Origin of the sequence: Synechococcus sp. H60.3, assembly GCF_047462295.1 — a bacterium.
Taxonomy (GTDB): domain Bacteria; phylum Cyanobacteriota; class Cyanobacteriia; order Thermostichales; family Thermostichaceae; genus Thermostichus.
Window position 1 is genome coordinate 1 of sequence record NZ_JANSIY010000051.1, and the last position, 17,584, is coordinate 17,584.

Here is a 17,584-nt window from a genome sequence, read left to right on the forward strand (position 1 = left end):
GGGCAGAGGAAGAGACAAAAATCTCGCCGTAAAGCGGATGGGGAAACCCCACCCGCCTGCGCGGTGGGGTAGTTCATCGCTGCAAAGGGAGGCATGGCTATGCCAGAAGAATCAGAAAAACCAGAGAAAAGCTACTCCTGGAAGGGCAGTGCCAATGCGGGCCGGGTACTGACGATTTTGGCCGTCGTGGGGGGAGTGGTCATTCTACTGGCGGGCTTCCTGCAGTAGGCCGAGCTGTCAGACCCAAAGTTGGCGCAAGAACATCCGCCTATCGCTGGAAGCCAACGTTTTCCCTGCTATGAAACTATGAAACAACTTTCTCGCTCCCTTCTCCTACAAGGGGAAAGGGGTTGGGGTAGCAAGTGTCTCAACCTTGCTTGAAACAACCGCAATGTTTTGCAAGTCCTGCTAACAAGTTGTCAGCCTTTCCACCAGGCAGCAAAAAACCCAGCAGAGAAGGGATCCCTGCTGGGCTCAGGCCGGAGGAGCAAAAATCCTAGCCTAGGAGCTGACGAGCGGTATTGAGCACATTCTCCACCGTAAAGCCGAACTTCTCCATGCAGACAGGGCCGGGGGCGGAGGCGCCAAAGCGGTCGATGCCGATGGCCACCCCCTCAAAGCCCAGGTACTTGTGCCAGCCAAAGGTGGATCCCGCCTCGACGGAGATGCGCTTGGTAACATTGGGGGGCAAGACGGAGTCGCGGTAGCTCTGAGGCTGGGCCTCGAACAGCTCCATGCAGGGCATGGAAACCACCCGTACCGCTCGGCCTTCCTGCTGCAGTTGAGCAGCAGCCTTCACCGCCAGCTCCAGCTCTGAGCCAGTGGCAATCAAGATAAGCTCCGGGTTGGGAGCATCCACCACCACATAGGCCCCCTTGGCTACCCCCTCAATGGAGGTGCCTTCTACGGGGTTGACCGCCTGCCGGGTAAACACCAGCACCGACGGGGTGGACATGGCCTCGAGGGCCACCTGGTAGGCTCCCACCGTCTCGCGGGCGTCCGCCGGGCGGATGACGTAGAGGTTGGGGATGGCCCGCAGAGAGGCCAGCGTCTCAATGGGCTGGTGGGTGGGACCGTCTTCTCCTAGGGCCACTGAGTCGTGGGTCATGATGTGCAACACCCGCGCCCGCGAGAGGGCCGACAGCCGGATGGCCGGCCGCATGTAGTCGCTGAAAACCAAGAAGGTGGCGTCGTAGGGAATGAGGCCGCCGTGCAGAGCCATGCCATTGGCGATGGCTCCCATGCCATGTTCCCGTACCCCGAAGCGGAAGTTGCGCCCGTGGTAGGAGCCGGCCTGAAACTCCGGGATCCCCTTCAAGTAGGTCATGTTGGAATGGGCCAGATCGGCGGATCCCCCCAGCAGCTCTGGCACCGCCTTGGCCAGGGCGTTGAGACAAAACTTGGAGAGGTTGCGGGTGGATTCTTTGCCAGTTTCGGCAATGGGAGCCAACGCTTCTTTCCAGCCCGCAGGCAGCTCCCCGGCCATGATGCGCTTGAACTCAGCGGCCTCTTCCGGGTAGGCCTTCTCGTAGGCGGCAAAGCGCTCGTTCCACTCCGCCTCGGCTTTGGCCCCTTTATCGATGGCCTGGCGGAAGTGGGCCAGCACCTCGTCGGGGATGTAGAACTCCGGCTCCAGCGGCCAGCCCAAGTTTTGTTTGGTGAGCTTGACCTCTTCTGGCCCCAGGGGCGCCCCGTGGACGCTCTCGCTGCCAGCTTTGTTGGGGGATCCGTAGCCGATGGTGGTCTCGACGATGATCAAAGAAGGCTTGTCGGTGACCTCCTTGGCTTTTTGGATGGCTTCGGCGATCCCCTTCAGGTCGTGGTTGCCATCCTCCACTTTTTGCACGTGCCAGCCGTAGGCCTCATAGCGCTTGCCCACATCTTCGGTAAAGGCAATTTCCGTGCTGCCGTCGATGGAGATGTGGTTGCTGTCGTAGAGCATGATCAGCTTGCCCAGTTTGAGGTGGCCGGCCAGCGAGGCCGCTTCCGAGGCCACCCCCTCCATGTTGCAGCCATCACCCAAGATCACGTAGGTGTAGTGATCCACAATCGTGTGGCCGGGCTTGTTGAAGCGGGCCGCCAAGTGGGCCTCGGCAATCGCCAGCCCTACCGCATTGCCCACCCCCTGTCCCAGCGGGCCGGTGGTCACCTCCACACCGGGAGTTTCAAAGTTTTCCGGGTGCCCGGGAGTTTTGGATCCCCACTGGCGAAACTGCTTGATGTCCTCCAGACTGACATCAAAGCCCGTCAGGTGCAGCAGGGCATATTGCAGCATACAGCCGTGGCCCGCCGAGAGGACAAAGCGATCCCGATCCACCCACTTGGGGTTGCGGGGATTGAACTTCAAAAACTGCTGCCAAAGCACATAGGCCATGGGTGCTGCCCCCATCGGCAGGCCGGGGTGGCCGGAGTTGGCTTTCTGAACAGCATCCACCGCCAAAAAACGAATCGTGTTGATGGCAAGTTGTTCCAGGGAGGGAGGAGCAGCAACAACCATGTGGGATCCCTATCGCTCGACATTCGCTTTCCAGTATGCCTTGACACTCCCACGGCCTAAAGGCGGGGGATTCTTACGCAGTTCAACAACAAACTCGTAAAGGCGCTGTCAAGACGCCTCTAGACGGTTCCTTGAGGCAAAACCCCAAGGTTCTGCTGACTTTCCTGTTCGCGTCAGCGGGACGGAGTCCTTGGAGGTTGGCTGAGACGTTGACATCTCCCGGACGCTTGCCACCGGTCGGGTTTTTCACCGTTTTAGGGGCTCGCCTGGGAACGCTACGCCTCGGTGACAACTATACCATTGGCGAGCAACTAAAGTTGCTGACGGGCTTTTCCGCCCTGCACTCAAGTGCGGGGCTACCAAGCTATCCTTCTGTGTTTTGGGCCTCGCTTCCGAAGCAGTGGGGATCCATCAAGCTGGGAATTGGCCCGGGTCGGTCTCGGCTGGGCAAGATGACAGGCTAAGCTGAGAGATACGCTTGCCACCATTTCTGGTGGGTTGGAGGGTTTTCATTGAGCGCTGTTTCTTCGCCTAGCGGTAAACCGCCCTGGCTGCGGGCCAAAGCCCCCCAACGGGCCGGGTCTGTCCAGCAACTGCTGCGGGACTTGGGCCTGAACACGGTTTGCGAAGAGGCTTCCTGTCCCAACTTAGGGGAATGCTTTGCCAACGGCACCGCCACCTTCTTGATCATGGGCCCGGCCTGTACCCGTGCCTGCCCCTACTGCGATATCGACTTCACCAAACGGCCTTTGCCCTTGGATCCCACTGAGCCGCTGCGGGTGGCAGAAGCCGTGCAACGGCTGGGGTTGCGCCACGCGGTCATTACCTCGGTGAATCGGGACGACCTGCCGGATGGCGGAGCCAGCCAGTTTGTTGCTTGCATTACCGAAATCCGCCGCCGCCTGCCCCGGACGACCATCGAGGTCTTGATCCCAGATTTATGTGGCAACTGGCAGGCCTTGGAGCAGATTCTCGCTGCCCGCCCAACGGTGCTTAACCACAACACGGAAACCGTGCCCCGCCTCTACCGGCGAGTGCGCCCCCAGGGGAACTACGAGCGCTCCCTGCGGCTTCTGGAACTGGCACGGCAATGGGATCCGGGCCTCTACACCAAGTCAGGGGTGATGCTGGGCTTAGGAGAGACCGCCGAGGAGATTTTACAGGTGATGCAAGATCTGCGCCGGGTGGGCTGCGACATCCTCACTCTTGGCCAATACCTGGCGCCCAGCCCCAAACACCTGCCGGTGGAGCGCTATGTCACCCCAGAAGAGTTCGACCATTGGCGGCAAGTGGGGGAAGAGCTAGGCTTTCTGCAGGTGGTGTCCTCCCCTCTCACCCGCAGCTCCTACCATGCCGAAGCCGTGCAAGAGCTGATGCGGCGCTACCCGAAAAGGGGATCCCCTGCTGAGAGCGTCTTGCCAAGCTAGATCAGAAGTCCTGAGGTGTTGTTGTGGCGCAACGCTTCTCCCGGGAAGACCACAGGCCTAGTTGGTAGGGATTTCTGGCATCTTCTTTGGTAAAGATGCAGTAGGATCGAACTGAAGAGAGAGGAGGGGCAGGCGGTTGCGTCCTCGCTGCCGCTACCAGGCAGCAGGATGAGGAAAGTCCGGGCTTTCAGAAGAACACACCGCTGGGGAAACTCCCAGTGCGGGTAACCGCGAGGATAGTGCCACAGAAACATACCGCCGATGGCTGGGATCCCACCCAGTACAGGTAAGGGTGCAAAGGTGGGGTAAGAGCCCACCAGCAGCGTCGTGAGGCGCTGGCTCGGTAAACCCCGGTGGAAAGCAAGGCCGCAGCCGCAGGACTATGGCTGTTCTTCGCCCCTGTTGGCTGCATCGAGGTCACGGTACTCAACCATTGGTTGGGGAAGGGTGTCCTCGGTGGTGGTGAGCCGCTAGAGGGTGGTGGCAACATCACTCCCAGAGAGATGACCGCCAGTGTGGGTCGCCCCTTGGAGCACCCCACTACAGAACCCGGCTTACAACCTCCTCATCTCTTCTCTTTTTTGGGTTTTTTGGGATTGCCAACCTCGAGGGAGTCCTTCGGAGGGAAGATTCTTAAGTTTGTCTCATACCCGTCAAGGCCGCCATCCACAGCTCTACGCAGGCTTGGAGGAGGAAGGGAACGCTGCTGCTAGGAGTGCCCTTGTCCGCTTGCTTAGCTGGGGGCTTGTCAGAGGCGCTGGAAGGCAGGCCAGCGGTAACGGCTAACACTGCTGTCCCTAAAATCATGAGGTGGAGAACTCCAGCAGCGGCCTGAAGGCGATCAGAGTCAATGGCTTGTAGCTCCGGGCTAGGGAGCTGCTGAAGGTAGTGGGCTAGCTGCTCTTGCGCCTTCAGGAAGCCTGCTCTCAAGGCACGGCGATGCTCCTCGGAGTAGAAGCCTGCTTCTCCCACCAACGAGCGCACCAGCTCAGGGTTATTAGCTAGGGCTTGGAAGCAGGTTTGGACATAGCGGAGGAGAATGGCTTGTAGCTCAGAGCCCCGGAAGGTAGCGGGATCCGCTGGGAGGGGTAAGTCGGCAATGCCGGAGAAAACTCCCAGCTCAGCAAATACAGCCAGGAGCAGTCCCTGCTTGCTGCCAAAGTGACGAAACAGGGTTACTTCATGAACGCCGGCCAAGTCTGCAATTTGACGGGTGGTGGTCTGAGTGATGCCCTGGCGGACGAAGAGGTCTCGAGCCGCGTTCAGCAGCCTTTGCCGGGAAGAAGGACGTGCCATGGTAGGTGATGGGGTAAGAAGTCAAGAGGAAGCGCTCAAGGTAGTAGCAATCTGCAAGTAGCACTTGCATTTGAGGTGAAATATCGTTAAGCTTAACCTCAGGCGAGATCAAACCTGCTGCCTTTCTGCTCTCTCATAGCGGCTTTCACTGCTGGGGCTTGCTTGGGCAGGCCTTCAGGGATCCCGGCTTGCCTTTCAGGGAGGCGAGCTCGTTGTAAGCTAAGTCAGGGATGCGGTGGCCTTTGCATGAGAAGCAACTTTGGGAGGAGGTATTTGATTCTGCGCTGCCCTTACTCCTTTTCTGAGGTTTTGCTGGTTCATGGCCGTTTCCCTTCCCACCCAATCGCTGGACAACCCCAACCGTTCTGCTTCGCTCGCTCAGCCTGAGCCCCAAAAGTCTTTTCGGTTTGCCTGGGAATTTGTTCTTTTTTTCGTTGTTTTTCACGCCCTCGCTTTGGTGGGCGGCATCGTTTGCTTTTCCTGGCCAGCCTTGGGGGTGGCCCTATTGCTTCACTGGTGTTTCGGCAGCTTGGGCATCTGCCTGGGGTATCACCGTCTTCTTAGCCATCGCAGCTTCCAAGTGCCCAAGTGGCTCGAATATGTCTTTGCTACCTTCGGTGCTCTCGCCATCCAGGGGGGGCCAATTTTTTGGGTGGCCGGCCATCGTCAGCATCACGCTTTTACGGAAGACGAAGAGCGGGATCCCTACTCTGCTCGCAAAGGCTTTTGGTGGAGCCACCTGCTCTGGCTCATTTACCAACGGGAAGAGTTTTTTAATCGTGAGAAGTATTCTGCCTTTGCGCCGGATTTGGCTCGGGATCCTTTTTATCGTTGGCTAGACCAGTATGGGCTGCTGCTGCAACTGCCGCTGGCTGTAGTGCTTTACCTGCTCGGCGGTTGGCCGTTCGTTATCTACGGCATCTTTGTGCGGACAGTGCTGCTGCTGCACTGCACCTGGTTGATTAACTCTGCCAGCCACTTCTGGGGCTATCGGACGTTCGAAAGCAATGACAATGCCCGTAACCTTTGGTGGGCGGCTCTGCTCACCTACGGCGAAGGTTGGCACAACAACCATCACGCCGACCCGAAGTGCGTGAAAGCAGGTTTGCGCTGGTGGGAAATTGACATGACCTACTGGGTCATTTGGGTGTTGGCGCGACTGGGTTTGGCTCGTAAGTTGCACCTGCCCGCTCAAGGTCAGCCAACTCGCTAAACTGTCTCTGCCTCAGAGCTTCTAGAACCCTCGATAAAGTCACCCTGGCCGTACGGGCAATTCTTGCTAAGACAGTTCGTTGCGCTGCTCGGTGGATCCCTCTCCCAAAAAAGGGAGAGGGGTTTAGAGTGACGGGCCTGTATGCGCTAGCGTAAGCTCGTTAGCAGCGCAGAGCACTCAAGCTCTGTCTCGACCTAGCTTGGAGCTGCTGCCCAGTTATCGGTTCCGGTTGGAAGGGAAGTCAATATCCCCCTGCGGGGAGCTGGCAAGGCTCGCCAGATAACCCAGAGGTCTCGCGCTGGCGACGAGTAGCCAACCTTTCATTCTTTTTCGGCAATGCAGGAGGGCTAGTCCTGTAAGGGGCTGTACTGCCATGTCCCGTAGTGGTCAAGAACGCGCTGAACTTGCTCTGGGTCAGCGTCAGCCTCCTGGCGAATTTGCAGCGCCTCGATTTCGCTATCGGAATAGCGAAAGAGGGGGTCTTTTCTCCATTCCAGCTCTGCTTCCACACCTGGAATGCAGGCCAAATGGGCAGCCACCTCTCGATAAACCATCAGGGGCATGGAATCGTAGCGAACAGCGTAACGTTTCAGCTTAGGGATGCCCACGGATGACAACTCAACCTACGCAACTCAAAATGCAGCTACCTCCAGCCAAACTCAGGACTTCCCAAGGGCTCTGCGCAGCTTCTTTTTCCCCCTCACCGTCGCTCCCTCTCTCAGAAGCAATCGCGGTGCAAAACGCAAAAAACCCCCGATTAAAACTCTACGTTGGGCGTTTGGCTACTGGTAAAGCAAGATGGGGCTAGGCAATTTTGTCATCCACTAGGGTGCAGCAATTGACCTGATCCAGGCAAATCTTTCCCCATTGCAGAGCCCAGCGCACCAAAGCGACGCGATTTGACGTTCGCGTCTTGCTCAGAATGTTGCTGATGTGATTGTCAACAGTGCGCTTGCTGATTTCCAAGCGCTCTGCAATGTCCTGATTGGTCAGACCCGCTGCGATTAACTCGAGAACCTGCAGCTCACGCTCCGACAACAAGTCAGCGGAATGATAATCGGCGCCCATTCCGAATGCCCAGGGTACAAACTGTAAGGATTACCTAGACCAATTCTAGGGGATCCCCTCCAAGATGGATAGTCCCGCCGCAGGAAAATCTGCGGCAATTCTCAGGCCGAAGGGTTTGGCGATGTTGACGGGAGCGCTTCTGGGCAGCTTTCACAGGGCATCGGCGCGTTTCCGGGGCAGTTCCACCTGCACCCACAGCCCACCTGCTTGTGGGTGATTGCGCAGGCGGATTGTGCCGCCGTGAAGTTCCACAATTTGCCGCACGATCGCCAGCCCCAGGCCGGTGCCGCCTTTGCTGCGAGCCCGCGCCGCATCGGTGCGGTAAAAGGGTTGAAAGACCAGCTCAAATTGATCCTCCGGCAGGCCAGGGCCGTGGTCGTACACCTCCAGCCGCACCTGGGATCCCTGTTCCAAGAGCAGCACGTGGACAGGGGAGTCGGGCGCGCCATATTTGACGGCGTTGTCCAAGAGGTTGAGGATGAGGCGGTAGAGGCGCTGTTCATCTCCCCAGAGATAGAGCTGGGAGGGGCTGCTCAGGTGCAGTTCCTGGTGACGGGGCTTGGCCAGCGGTTCTAAGCTCTGCCAGGCTTCGCGCACCAAGGCTGCCAGATCCACCCAGCGCCATTGGGAGCGGGATCCGGCCCCCAAGTTAAGGGCGCTCAGTTCCAACAAGTCTTGTACCAACTGGCTGAGGCGCAGCGTCTCGTTGAGCAATCGTTCCACCCAAACCGCTTGCGCGGTGTCGACCCGGCTTTGTAAAGTTTCGGCCAGCAGGCGAATCGAGGTGAGGGGGGTTTTCAGCTCGTGGGCCACATCCGAGGCCCAGCGATCCCGTTGTTGGGCTAGCAGGGTAGCTTCCAGCCGGTCTTCCAAAAAGATGGCAACCTGCCCCTGCGGCAGGGGCAGCCCCCAAGCCCGCAGCGGAACCGGTTTATTCTCGCCGCCGGAAGGGTAGAAGATCCATTCGCGGCTCTGGATGGGCGTGTTGGCCCCCTGGCGGCGGGTGGCTTCGATGAGCTGATCCAACTCATAGGAGCGCACCCACTCCAGCAGGAGCTTGACGCCCGGCTGCCACTGGCTAATGTGCAGCAGGCGTTGAGCGGCAGGGTTACACTCCAGGACCACGTTGTTCTCGTCCACCCGCAGATATCCCCAGGGCAGGTGGTGGCTGAGATACTGCCAGTCTTGCAGGTGTCGTTTTTGGCTGGCCCACTCCAGTTCTTGTTGGCGCAGGTGGCGGCTGAGCCGGCTGAGCATCTGTTCTGGCGAACTCAGAGGCAGGGGCACGTGCAGCAGGGATCCCAACTGTTGCAATTGGCGGCCGAAGCGGCGCCGACTCTGCCAGAGCAAAATTAGCGTGCCGAGTAGGCCGATGCCCAACCCAATGAGGATCCCGCTTTCCACTCCCATGGGCCCACCCCCTTTGCCGCCATTGTCGCCCAGGGATGGGGGGGTGAATACCGAACAAGCGAAGGGATCGGGATCTTCGCATCCTTATCGGCGATGCACCATTGTCGTGCTGGCCTGGTCGGTGGGCACCAGCAAGACCTCACTGAGGTTGACGTGGGGGGGACGGGTGACGGCAAACAGCACCACCTCGGCCACATCCATCGCCGTCAGGGGGGTGAGGCCCCGATAGACCGCTGCCGCCCGCTCGCGATCGCCGTGGAAGCGCACCTGGCTGAACTCGGTTTCCACCAAGCCGGGCTGGATCTCGGTGACGCGAATGGGGGTGCCCAGCAGATCCAGCTTCAGGCCCTCGGAGATGGCCCGCACGGCGGCTTTGGAAGCACAATAGACGGCGCCGCCGGGATAGGTCTGCCGACCGGCAATGGAGCCGATGTTGACCACATGGCCGCGGCCCCGCTCCACCATGCCGGGCAAAACGGCGCGGGTAACATACAGCAAGCCCTTGATGTTGGTATCGATCATCTCCTCCCAATCTTGCAGAGCACCGGTGTGGAGCTTGTCCAAGCCGCGACTGAGGCCGGCGTTGTTGATCAAGATGTCGATCTCAGCCCAGACCGGCGGCAAAGACTGGAGCGCCTGTTGTACGGCTGCCCTGTCCCGCACATCCAAAGTCAGCAAGTATGAGGAAGCGCCGTAAGCCTGCTGCAACTCCATAGCCAGCTCCTGCAGACGCTCCTGACGGCGGGCCACCAGGATCAGCTTGGCCCCAGAACGGGCAAAAAGCGTGGCACAGGCTGCCCCGATGCCGCTGCTGGCACCGGTGATGAGCACAATGGCGTTTTCCAGCATAGTCCGCAAGAGTTGAGGGGCTACTAGGGGATCTGCGGCTGGGAACGGGCCGCCTTCCCCGCCTGAAGCGAGCGCTCCAGCAGCTTAACGCAAGCATAGAGTGTATCCAAATGGGGAGTCGGGATCCCTGCCCAACGCCCCAGCTCCGCGATGGCGCCGACAATGCTCTCGATCTCCGTCGGTCGCCCCCGCTCGATATCCTGCAGCATCGAGGTGCGATGGGATCCCACGCGGGCTGCATCCTTGAGCCGTTCTTCCAGAGAGACCGGCAGCCGGATCCCCAGCGCTTGGGCCACAGCCTCGGTTTCCTGCATCACCGACTCAACCAACGCATGGGTGGGCGGGTACTGGGCAATTTCGTCTTGGGCCGCGCGGGTGAGGGCGCTGATGGGGTTGAAAGCGGCGTTGCCCCACAGTTTTTGCCAGATCTCGACCCGAATTTGGGAGGTGAGAGTTACAGGAAGCTGCGCCTGCTCAAAGATGGCCGCCAGAGAGCGCAGCCGCTCCGACAACGATCCATCTGGCTCCCCCAGAATATAGCGCCCGCTGCCGGTGTGCAAAACTACCCCTGGCTCTGCCAACTGCACGGCGATGTACACGACACAGCCGATCACCCGTTCGATCGGCAGATGGGCGGCGATCACCCCGCCCGGATCCACCGAAGTCAAGGAGCGCCCCTCAAACTCGCCGCCATGCCGGTAAAAGTACCACCAGGGAAGACCATTCTGAACAACCACAAGGGGGGTGTCCGGGCCACACAGGGATCCCAACTGTGGGGCAAGCAGGGGCAAGCTGTAGGCCTTGACAGCAACGATTACCACATCTTGCCGCCCCAGCTCAGCCAAGTCATCGCTGGCTGTCAGCCGTTCCACCCAAGCCTCAGGGGGATCCCCCTGCCGGATCAGTTTCAATCCTTGGCTGCGGATGGCCTGCAAGTGGGATCCCCGTGCCACCACACTCACTGGAAAACCGGCTCGGGCCAGGCAGACGGCCAAATGCCCTCCCACTGCCCCGGCGCCAACGATGCCGATTTTCATGTTTCACCAAGCGAGGAAATCCCTACTCGGCCCCGCCCTGGGTGACGCGCAGGATCCCGTACCCGAGCGCCACGCCCACTAGGGTCAGGACAATAGAGAGCCCAGCAATGGTGAAGATCTCACTAGCCATAGATTCCTCTCAGGTGGATTGCCTCGCCCTTTAAGGATATCGGATCTTGAGCCTTCGGCCTTCCCCGGGGTGAGGCGGCCCCTCACGCTCAATATCTCAGGAGAGAAAAACCGCAAAGATTACAGTCGGTGAAGATCCCGGTCGCCTTAGACTTGATGGGGGCGTGTCCTCCGCCTCTATAATGAAAGCAATTTACAAGTCTTTACTGGCATAGGCTAAATTGTTGTAATGCCGACAGCCGTGAAACTTGTTCGGTGGCTCTAGTGTGGCTCGTCGGGACTGCCACAGCCCTGCTGAGGATGCCAAGAGCAGCTCGGAACGCCAGCAAAGCTGTCTAATGCAGCGGTTGGTCGGTTCCGGTCAGGAATCCCTGCAGGGAAACTGAGGCGATAAAGTTCGCAGACTGAGTCTTTATACCTAGGCCCCAGTCTTGCTTCAAAGAAGCAAAGTTTGTAGTTTCATTAATGTCCTCATCATCTTTTTAAGGAGAAGTTGAGATGACCATCGCGGTAGGGCGCGTACGCCAGGAGCGAGGATGGTTCGACATCGTCGATGACTGGCTCAAGCGCGACAGATTCGTGTTTATCGGCTGGTCGGGGCTGCTGCTGTTCCCCTGCGCCTACCTGGCCTTGGGCGGCTGGCTGACCGGCACCACCTTTGTAACTTCTTGGTACACCCACGGCCTGGCCAGCTCCTACCTGGAGGGGTGCAACTTTTTGACCGTGGCCGTGTCCACCCCCGCCGACAGCATGGGGCACAGCCTGTTGCTGCTGTGGGGCCCGGAAGCCCAGGGGGACTTTACCCGCTGGTGTCAGATTGGCGGGCTGTGGACCTTTGTCGCCTTCCATGGAGCGCTGGGCCTGATTGGCTTTATGCTGCGGCAATTTGAGATTGCCCGGCTGGTGGGGGTGCGGCCCTACAACGCCATTGCCTTCAGCGCGCCGATTGCGGTGTTTGTGAGCGTGTTTTTGATTTACCCGCTGGGGCAGAGCAGTTGGTTTTTTGCCCCCAGCTTTGGGGTAGCGGGGATCTTCCGCTTCTTGCTGTTCTTCCAAGGGTTCCACAACTGGACGCTGAACCCCTTCCACATGATGGGGGTGGCTGGCGTTTTGGGTGGAGCGCTGTTGTGTGCCATCCATGGGGCGACGGTGGAGAACACGCTCTACAAGGATGGGGAAGCGGCGAGCACGTTTCGGGCGTTTGAGCCGACGCAGGCGGAAGAAACCTACTCCATGGTGACGGCTAACCGCTACTGGAGCCAGATTTTTGGGATAGCGTTTTCCAACAAGCGGTGGCTGCACTTTTTCATGCTGTTTGTGCCGGTGACGGGTTTGTGGATGTCGAGCATTGGTGTGGTGGGTTTGGCGCTGAACCTGCGGGCGTATGACTTTATCAGTCAGGAGACCCGGGCGGCGGAGGATCCTGAGTTTGAGACGTTCTACACGAAGAACATTTTGCTCAACGAGGGGATTCGGGCCTGGATGGCGCCGCAGGATCAGCCGCACGAGCGCTTTGAGTTCCCCGAAGAAGTCCTACCCCGCGGCAACGCGCTCTAAACTGGCGCTGGCTGTCGAACGCTTGAGTTCTCTCGATCCTTCACGTGAGAGCCGGGGCCGAGCGTTCGCCTATTCAAGCCTTGGATTGGGTGGGTAGGCGCTCGGCCATTCTTAAGATCCTTTGCTTTTCAGCTCTATCTTCTGCTGTACTGACTGTTACTCTTTTCGGAGGCTGGCCTCAGTGACTTCAACGACCTTTGGTTCCGCAGCGATGCAGGATCGCACCCAGGGCGGGTTTGCCTGGTGGGCCGGGAATGCTCGCTTGATCAATCTCTCCGGTCGGCTCTTGGGTGCCCACGTGGCTCACGCCGGCCTGATCGTCTTCTGGGCGGGAGCGATGCTGCTGTTTGAGGTGGCTCACTTCACGCCGGATCGGCCTATGTACGAGCAGGGCCTGATCCTGATGCCCCACGTGGCCACTTTGGGCTGGGGGGTTGGCCCGGGCGGCGAAGTTATCGACACCTACCCCTACTTTGTGATTGGTGTGCTGCACCTCATCTCTAGCGCAGTGCTGGGGCTGGGGGGCATCTATCACGCCGTGCGCGGCCCAGAAACCCTGGAGCAGTCTTTCCCCTTCTTCGGCTACGACTGGAAAGACAAGAACAAGATGACCACCATCTTGGGGATCCACCTCATCCTCTTGGGGTTGGGGGCTTTCCTGTTGGTGGCCAAGGCCATGTGGTTTGGCGGTGTCTATGACACCTGGGCTCCCGGCGGTGGCGATGTGCGAGTGATCACCAACCCCACCCTCAACCCGGCGGTGATCTTCGGCTACCTGTTCAAGTCTCCCTTCGGCGGCGACGGCTGGATCATCAGCGTGGACAACATGGAGGATGTGATCGGCGGCCATATCTACATCGGCATCATCTGCATTGCCGGTGGGATCTGGCACATCCTCACCAAGCCTTTTGGCTGGGCCCGCCGTGCCTTCATCTGGTCGGGGGAAGCTTATCTCTCCTACAGCTTGGCGGCGGTCTCGCTGATGAGCTTTATTGCCACCTGCTACATCTGGTTCAACAACACTGTTTACCCCAGCGAGTTCTACGGCCCCACCGGCCCTGAAGCCTCGCAAGCGCAAGCCCTCACCTTTATCGTGCGCGACCAGCGCCTGGGGGCGAACATCGGCCAGGCCCAAGGCCCCACCGGTCTGGGTAAGTACCTGATGCGCTCCCCCACGGGCGAGATCATCTTCGGCGGTGAGACGATGCGCTTCTGGGATGTGCGGGCGCCCTGGAAAGAGCCGCTGCTGGGCCCCAATGGCTTGGATCTGGATAAGTTGAAAAACGACATCCAACCCTGGCAAGCTCGCCGTGCGGTGGAGTACATGACCCACGCGCCACTGGGATCCCTGAACTCGGTGGGGGGTGTGGCGACCGAGATCAACACGGTGAACTTCACCAGCCCGCGCACCTGGCTGGCAGCCCACAACTTCATCTTCGGCTTCCTGTTCTTCGTTGGCCACCTGTGGCATGCCGGTCGCGCCCGTGCCGCTGCTGCCGGCTTTGAGAAAGGGATCAGCCGCGAGAACGAGCCGGTTTACCGGATGAAGCCGATCCGATAAGCACGGAAGTCTCTTGGAGATCAACCTTTGGCCCCCGGTAGGGGGCCTTTTTTTGGGGATCCCCCCCGACAGGATTGGCAGAGAAGGAAGAGAGGATAGAGACTGAGAAGGCTGAATGTTCGGTAAAGATGCACAAAGTCCCGGTTACGGTCATCACCGGATTTTTGGGATCCGGCAAGACCACGGTGATCCGTCACCTGTTGCTCAACAACCAGGGCCGCCGCATCGCCGTTTTGGTCAATGAGTTTGGCGAAGTGGGCATTGATGGCGAACTGCTGCGGGATTGCCAACGTTGCGAGGGAGAGGGATCCATCCCCATTTTGGAGCTGGCCAACGGCTGCCTCTGCTGCACGGTGCAGGAGGAATTTTTGCCCACCATGGAAACCCTGCTGCAGCAGCGGGCGGAGCTGGACGGCATCCTGATTGAGACTTCAGGATTGGCCTTGCCTAAGCCTCTGGTGCAGGCTTTCCGCTGGCCCACCCTACGCACCGGCGCCACGGTGGATGCGGTGATTGCAGTGGTGGACGGTCAGGCCCTGGCCTCTGGACAACTGGTGGGGGATCGGGCGGCGCTGGAAGCGCAGCGGCAGGCCGATGCGAGCCTGGATCACGAGACGCCCATTGAGGAGCTGTTTGCGGATCAGTTGAGCTGCGCCGATTTGGTGCTGCTGAGCAAGGTGGATCAGATCACGTTGTCGGAGCGAGCGCGCGTGGAGAGCTGGCTGCGGCAACAATTGCGCCCTGAGGTTCGAGTCCTCCCCTGTGAGCGGGGCCAGGTTGCCCCAGAAGTGCTCTTGGGCTTGCAGGCGGCGGTGGAAGATCAGTTGGAGCGCCGCCCCAGCCACCACGACCACGAGGAGGAGCACGAGCACGAGGCCTTCGAGTCTTTCTGCCTCAGCCTGGAGGGGGGCTATGAGCCGGGATCCCTAGTTGCCCAACTGCGTCAACTGGCTCAAGAGGAATGCCTCTACCGGGTGAAGGGGTTTGTGGCCGTGCCCCACAAGCCGATGCGGCTGGTGCTGCAGGGGGTGGGAGGGCGATTTGAAACCTACTACGACCGGCCCTGGCGCCCGCAAGAGCCGCGGTTGACCCGCCTAGTGTTCATCGGGCAGAGGCTTAACCGGGAGCGCATTGCCGCTCAGCTTCAGGGCTTGGCCATGAGGGAAGCGGTGGCCTTTACTGGTTGATCCCTCTCACCCCCAGCCCCTCTCCCTCTGGGAGAGGGGAGTTGGCGCGACCCTATAAAAGCGGCCTAGAGGTAGGCATCTAGGAGAGAGGCCACGGTGGGGAAGTGGCAGGGCAAGCCCAGGGCTGCTGGCGAGAGGGCCGGATAGACAAAATGGCGGTGGCGCAGACAGTACTCGTCCCACGCCGAAAGCCGCACCCCAAACAGAAAAGCTAGGCTGCGGAGGAGGCCAAGGGGCAGAGGCAAGCGGAAGTAGATCCGCTTTCTGAAATAGGCGCACACCTGTTCCACGCACTCATCCACAGACAGAGGGGGGTTGCCCAACACCCAATCGCCGCCACCGGGCGGATGGGCTACCCAGTAGGCCACCATCTCTGCCACATCGGCAGCGTGGATGAAGTGGAAGCTGGCATCCACCCGCAAAAAGCGGATGAGATCCAGCCAGCGGAGCACATCCTTAAGGCCAGCGGTGATGTGGGAATAGGGGTGGTGGGGGCTGCCGCCAAACAGTAGGGTGGGGTAGAGCGTCAGCAGCCGATCCGGCCAGAAGCAGCTTTCCTGCCGTTGCAGCAGCATCACATACTTGCTGCGGATGTAGTCGGTGCCGGCCTGGCCGGCGATGGCCAAAGGTTGTAACGCCTGATCCAAAAGGCTGGCGGTGGAAAAGTAGATCACCTGCTGGCAGCGCCGGGGATCCAACAACTGAAAGAGCTCCAGAGTGTGGGTAACATTCACCGCCCAGGTTAGGGTGGGATCCCCCCAAGCCGCCGCCATGTGGATTAGCCCATCCATCTGTTGCAGCAGAGCGGCGTGCTCGCGGATGTGCAGCAGATCGCCGGGCACCAGGGTGATAGGGGCGGGCAAATGCTCCGGGGGTAACCGCAGACGGCTGGGATTGCGGATAAGAATGTAGAGGTGGTAGGCGGGCCGCTCCGGAAACTCGGGATCCCTTTCCTGGGCAAGGCGCTCTAACACATAGTGCCCCAGACAGCCGCTAGCGCCGGTAAGAAACAGGTTTCGCAAGAGGTCTTCCCAACGGCAACTCATCGAAAAAGCTTTTGACTAGTCTACCGCCTTGGCTTGCGCCTGCCGGAGCGGCTTAACCCCCAATTCCCCTGACGGCAAGTCCGGGCAACTGCACCCTGTTCCAAGCCGGGCAGCAGGCTAGAAATCTGGCCCGAAGAATGGCAGCATAGTTCGACAAGGATCCCCTACCGGGATCCCAGCTAAGACCGCGCTCAACTCGACCTCTGTCTGTGGCCGTAACCTCCTCTTCCCCTAGCAGGCGCGCTTTCAGTCTGTGGCCACCGCTGGCCTTGGTCTTGCAGCGGCTGGCCCAAGCGGTGCCGGTGCTACTGCTGATCACGGTGCTCAGCTTTTTGCTCTTGCAACTGGCTCCCGGCGATTTTTTGGATCCCTTGCGGGCGGATCCCAGTGTCAGCCAAGAGTTTATTGCCCAGGAAGAGGCACGGCTGGGCCTGGATAAGCCCTTGATTTGGCAGTATTTGACCTGGCTGGGCAATCTGCTGCAGGGGGATTTTGGCGTCAGCTACACCTATCGCGTGCCGGTGGCGCAGCTTATTCTCTCCCGTGCCGGCGCCACCTTGCTGTTGGCAGTGTGCTCTGTTTTGCTAACTTGGCTAATTGCCGTTCCTCTGGGGATCCTGGGGGCGCTGCGGCAGAACACTCCTTTGGATCGGGCGTTGCAGTTGCTCAGCTACCTGGGGCAGGCCATGCCCAGCTTTGTGCTGGCCATTTTGCTGCTGATCGTGGCTCAAAACGTGGGCTGGTTGCCGGTAGGGGGAATGACCAGTGTTTATTTTGCCGAGCTCGGTTGGGGGGGGAAGCTGCTGGATCTGGGCCGCCACCTGCTCTTGCCCACGCTGGCCCTGAGCATTACCAGCTTTGCCGGGCTGCAGCGGATTACCCGCGGCAACTTCTTGGACGTGCTGCGGCAGGAATACATCCAGGCGGCGCGGGCACGGGGCATTCCTGAATGGCGGGTGATCTGGCTGCATGCATTGCGCAACGCCGTCAACCCCTTGATCACGATTTTGGGCTTTGAGTTTGCCAATCTGCTCAGCGGCTCCTTCATTGCCGAGTTTTTCTTCAATTGGCCGGGGCTGGGCAAGCTGCTCTTGGAAGCCGTCCAAAGCTTTGACATCAACGTGGTGATGGCCGGGCTTTTGCTGGGAGCGGTGATGCTGATTTTGGGCAACCTATTGGCCGATCTGCTCTTGATGTGGGTGGATCCGCGGATCCGGCCTGAGTCTTTGCTATGAACTACCCCACCGCGTAGGCGGGTGGGGTTTCCTCACCCGCTTGACAGCAGAGCTTTTGTCTCTTCTTCTGCC

16 protein-coding genes and 1 other RNA gene are annotated in these 17,584 nt (G+C 59.7%); 8 read left to right on the top strand and 9 right to left on the bottom strand.

Translation table 11 applies throughout. The features are described 5' to 3' along the window. Positions 1-99 precede the first annotated feature (99 nt). A complete protein-coding gene (locus tag NW841_RS07130; RefSeq protein ID WP_414365729.1) occupies positions 100-228 on the top strand; it encodes a hypothetical protein in 129 nt (42 codons plus the stop codon). Between the two features lie 268 nt (positions 229-496). Here the strand turns inward: NW841_RS07130 and tkt are convergent, their stop codons facing one another. After that, positions 497-2,497, bottom strand: a complete 2,001-nt coding sequence (tkt, locus tag NW841_RS07135; protein ID WP_414372489.1) for a transketolase — start codon at positions 2,495-2,497, stop codon at positions 497-499. A 512-nt stretch (positions 2,498-3,009) separates the two neighbouring features. Here tkt and lipA point away from each other — a divergent pair. Then, positions 3,010-3,924 carry a lipoyl synthase gene (lipA, locus tag NW841_RS07140; protein WP_414372487.1) on the top strand — a complete coding sequence of 305 codons (915 nt, stop codon included), beginning with the start codon at positions 3,010-3,012 and terminating at the stop codon, positions 3,922-3,924. A 118-nt stretch (positions 3,925-4,042) separates the two neighbouring features. Further along, positions 4,043-4,497, top strand: an RNA gene (gene rnpB / locus NW841_RS07145) — RNase P RNA component class A. 60 nt (positions 4,498-4,557) lie between these two features. Here the strand turns inward: rnpB and NW841_RS07150 are convergent. Then, positions 4,558-5,220: a TetR/AcrR family transcriptional regulator gene (locus NW841_RS07150; RefSeq protein WP_414365732.1), complete on the bottom strand. Its 663-nt coding sequence runs from the start codon at positions 5,218-5,220 to the stop codon at positions 4,558-4,560. A 319-nt stretch (positions 5,221-5,539) separates the two neighbouring features. Here NW841_RS07150 and NW841_RS07155 point away from each other — a divergent pair, with 319 nt between their 5' ends. Then, entirely contained in the window at positions 5,540-6,433 is an 894-nt protein-coding gene (locus NW841_RS07155) for an acyl-CoA desaturase (RefSeq protein WP_414372485.1), read from the top strand. A 347-nt stretch (positions 6,434-6,780) separates the two neighbouring features. Here NW841_RS07155 and NW841_RS07160 read toward each other — a convergent pair whose 3' ends face one another. From NW841_RS07160 to NW841_RS07185, 6 genes are all read right to left on the bottom strand, one after another. Next, positions 6,781-7,041 (bottom strand): hypothetical protein, encoded by a 261-nt coding sequence (locus NW841_RS07160; protein ID WP_414385964.1) that lies wholly within the window; start codon positions 7,039-7,041, stop codon positions 6,781-6,783. A 196-nt stretch (positions 7,042-7,237) separates the two neighbouring features. Continuing rightward, the gene (locus tag NW841_RS07165) at positions 7,238-7,501 is read right to left on the bottom strand and encodes a helix-turn-helix domain-containing protein (RefSeq protein WP_414365734.1); all 264 of its coding nucleotides are present in this window, start codon (positions 7,499-7,501) and stop codon (positions 7,238-7,240) included. 150 nt (positions 7,502-7,651) lie between these two features. Then, positions 7,652-8,911 (bottom strand): sensor histidine kinase, encoded by a 1,260-nt coding sequence (locus tag NW841_RS07170; RefSeq protein WP_414385960.1) that lies wholly within the window; start codon positions 8,909-8,911, stop codon positions 7,652-7,654. An 84-nt stretch (positions 8,912-8,995) separates the two neighbouring features. Continuing rightward, positions 8,996-9,760 (bottom strand): SDR family oxidoreductase, encoded by a 765-nt coding sequence (locus NW841_RS07175; RefSeq protein ID WP_414334417.1) that lies wholly within the window; start codon positions 9,758-9,760, stop codon positions 8,996-8,998. A 23-nt stretch (positions 9,761-9,783) separates the two neighbouring features. Next, on the bottom strand, positions 9,784-10,797 hold the full coding sequence (locus NW841_RS07180; RefSeq protein ID WP_414385961.1) for a ketopantoate reductase family protein: 1,014 nt from the start codon (positions 10,795-10,797) through the stop codon (positions 9,784-9,786). Positions 10,798-10,819: 22 nt separating this feature from the next. Beyond that, complete coding sequence (locus NW841_RS07185; RefSeq protein ID WP_414334413.1) at positions 10,820-10,927, bottom strand: PetM family cytochrome b6-f complex subunit 7; 108 nt, start codon at positions 10,925-10,927, stop codon at positions 10,820-10,822. A gap of 497 nt (positions 10,928-11,424) precedes the next feature. Here NW841_RS07185 and psbD point away from each other — a divergent pair, with 497 nt between their 5' ends. The 3 genes from psbD to cobW all read left to right on the top strand — a co-directional run bounded on the left by psbD (position 11,425) and on the right by cobW (position 15,231). Beyond that, positions 11,425-12,483 (top strand): photosystem II D2 protein (photosystem q(a) protein), encoded by a 1,059-nt coding sequence (psbD, locus tag NW841_RS07190; protein WP_414365737.1) that lies wholly within the window; start codon positions 11,425-11,427, stop codon positions 12,481-12,483. Positions 12,484-12,694: 211 nt separating this feature from the next. Next, positions 12,695-14,044, top strand: a complete 1,350-nt coding sequence (psbC, locus tag NW841_RS07195) for a photosystem II reaction center protein CP43 (RefSeq protein WP_414335970.1) — start codon at positions 12,695-12,697, stop codon at positions 14,042-14,044. Between the two features lie 128 nt (positions 14,045-14,172). Next, positions 14,173-15,231 carry a cobalamin biosynthesis protein CobW gene (gene cobW / locus NW841_RS07200; RefSeq protein ID WP_414385962.1) on the top strand — a complete coding sequence of 353 codons (1,059 nt, stop codon included), beginning with the start codon at positions 14,173-14,175 and terminating at the stop codon, positions 15,229-15,231. Positions 15,232-15,296: 65 nt separating this feature from the next. On the opposite strand, the gene NW841_RS07205 is transcribed toward cobW, so the two are convergent. Next, on the bottom strand, positions 15,297-16,277 hold the full coding sequence (locus NW841_RS07205; protein ID WP_414385963.1) for an NAD-dependent epimerase/dehydratase family protein: 981 nt from the start codon (positions 16,275-16,277) through the stop codon (positions 15,297-15,299). A gap of 209 nt (positions 16,278-16,486) precedes the next feature. On the opposite strand from NW841_RS07205, the gene NW841_RS07210 reads away from it, so the two are divergent. Next, complete coding sequence (locus NW841_RS07210; RefSeq protein WP_414365740.1) at positions 16,487-17,512, top strand: ABC transporter permease; 1,026 nt, start codon at positions 16,487-16,489, stop codon at positions 17,510-17,512. The last annotated feature ends 72 nt before the right edge of the window (positions 17,513-17,584 follow it).

Bases quoted from the DNA above. Each gene is read 5' to 3' on its own strand.
- NW841_RS07130 (WP_414365729.1), top strand. From the start codon at position 100: ATGCCAGAAGAATCAGAAAAACCAGAGAAAAGCTACTCCTGGAAGGGC.
- tkt (WP_414372489.1), bottom strand. From the start codon at position 2,497: ATGGTTGTTGCTGCTCCTCCCTCCCTGGAACAACTTGCCATCAACACG.
- NW841_RS07150 (WP_414365732.1), bottom strand. From the start codon at position 5,220: ATGGCACGTCCTTCTTCCCGGCAAAGGCTGCTGAACGCGGCTCGAGAC.
- NW841_RS07155 (WP_414372485.1), top strand. From the start codon at position 5,540: ATGGCCGTTTCCCTTCCCACCCAATCGCTGGACAACCCCAACCGTTCT.
- NW841_RS07165 (WP_414365734.1), bottom strand. From the start codon at position 7,501: ATGGGCGCCGATTATCATTCCGCTGACTTGTTGTCGGAGCGTGAGCTG.
- NW841_RS07170 (WP_414385960.1), bottom strand. From the start codon at position 8,911: ATGGGAGTGGAAAGCGGGATCCTCATTGGGTTGGGCATCGGCCTACTC.
- NW841_RS07175 (WP_414334417.1), bottom strand. From the start codon at position 9,760: ATGCTGGAAAACGCCATTGTGCTCATCACCGGTGCCAGCAGCGGCATC.
- NW841_RS07180 (WP_414385961.1), bottom strand. From the start codon at position 10,797: ATGAAAATCGGCATCGTTGGCGCCGGGGCAGTGGGAGGGCATTTGGCC.
- NW841_RS07185 (WP_414334413.1), bottom strand. From the start codon at position 10,927: ATGGCTAGTGAGATCTTCACCATTGCTGGGCTCTCTATTGTCCTGACC.
- psbD (WP_414365737.1), top strand. From the start codon at position 11,425: ATGACCATCGCGGTAGGGCGCGTACGCCAGGAGCGAGGATGGTTCGAC.
- psbC (WP_414335970.1), top strand. From the start codon at position 12,695: ATGCAGGATCGCACCCAGGGCGGGTTTGCCTGGTGGGCCGGGAATGCT.
- cobW (WP_414385962.1), top strand. From the start codon at position 14,173: ATGCACAAAGTCCCGGTTACGGTCATCACCGGATTTTTGGGATCCGGC.
- NW841_RS07205 (WP_414385963.1), bottom strand. From the start codon at position 16,277: ATGAGTTGCCGTTGGGAAGACCTCTTGCGAAACCTGTTTCTTACCGGC.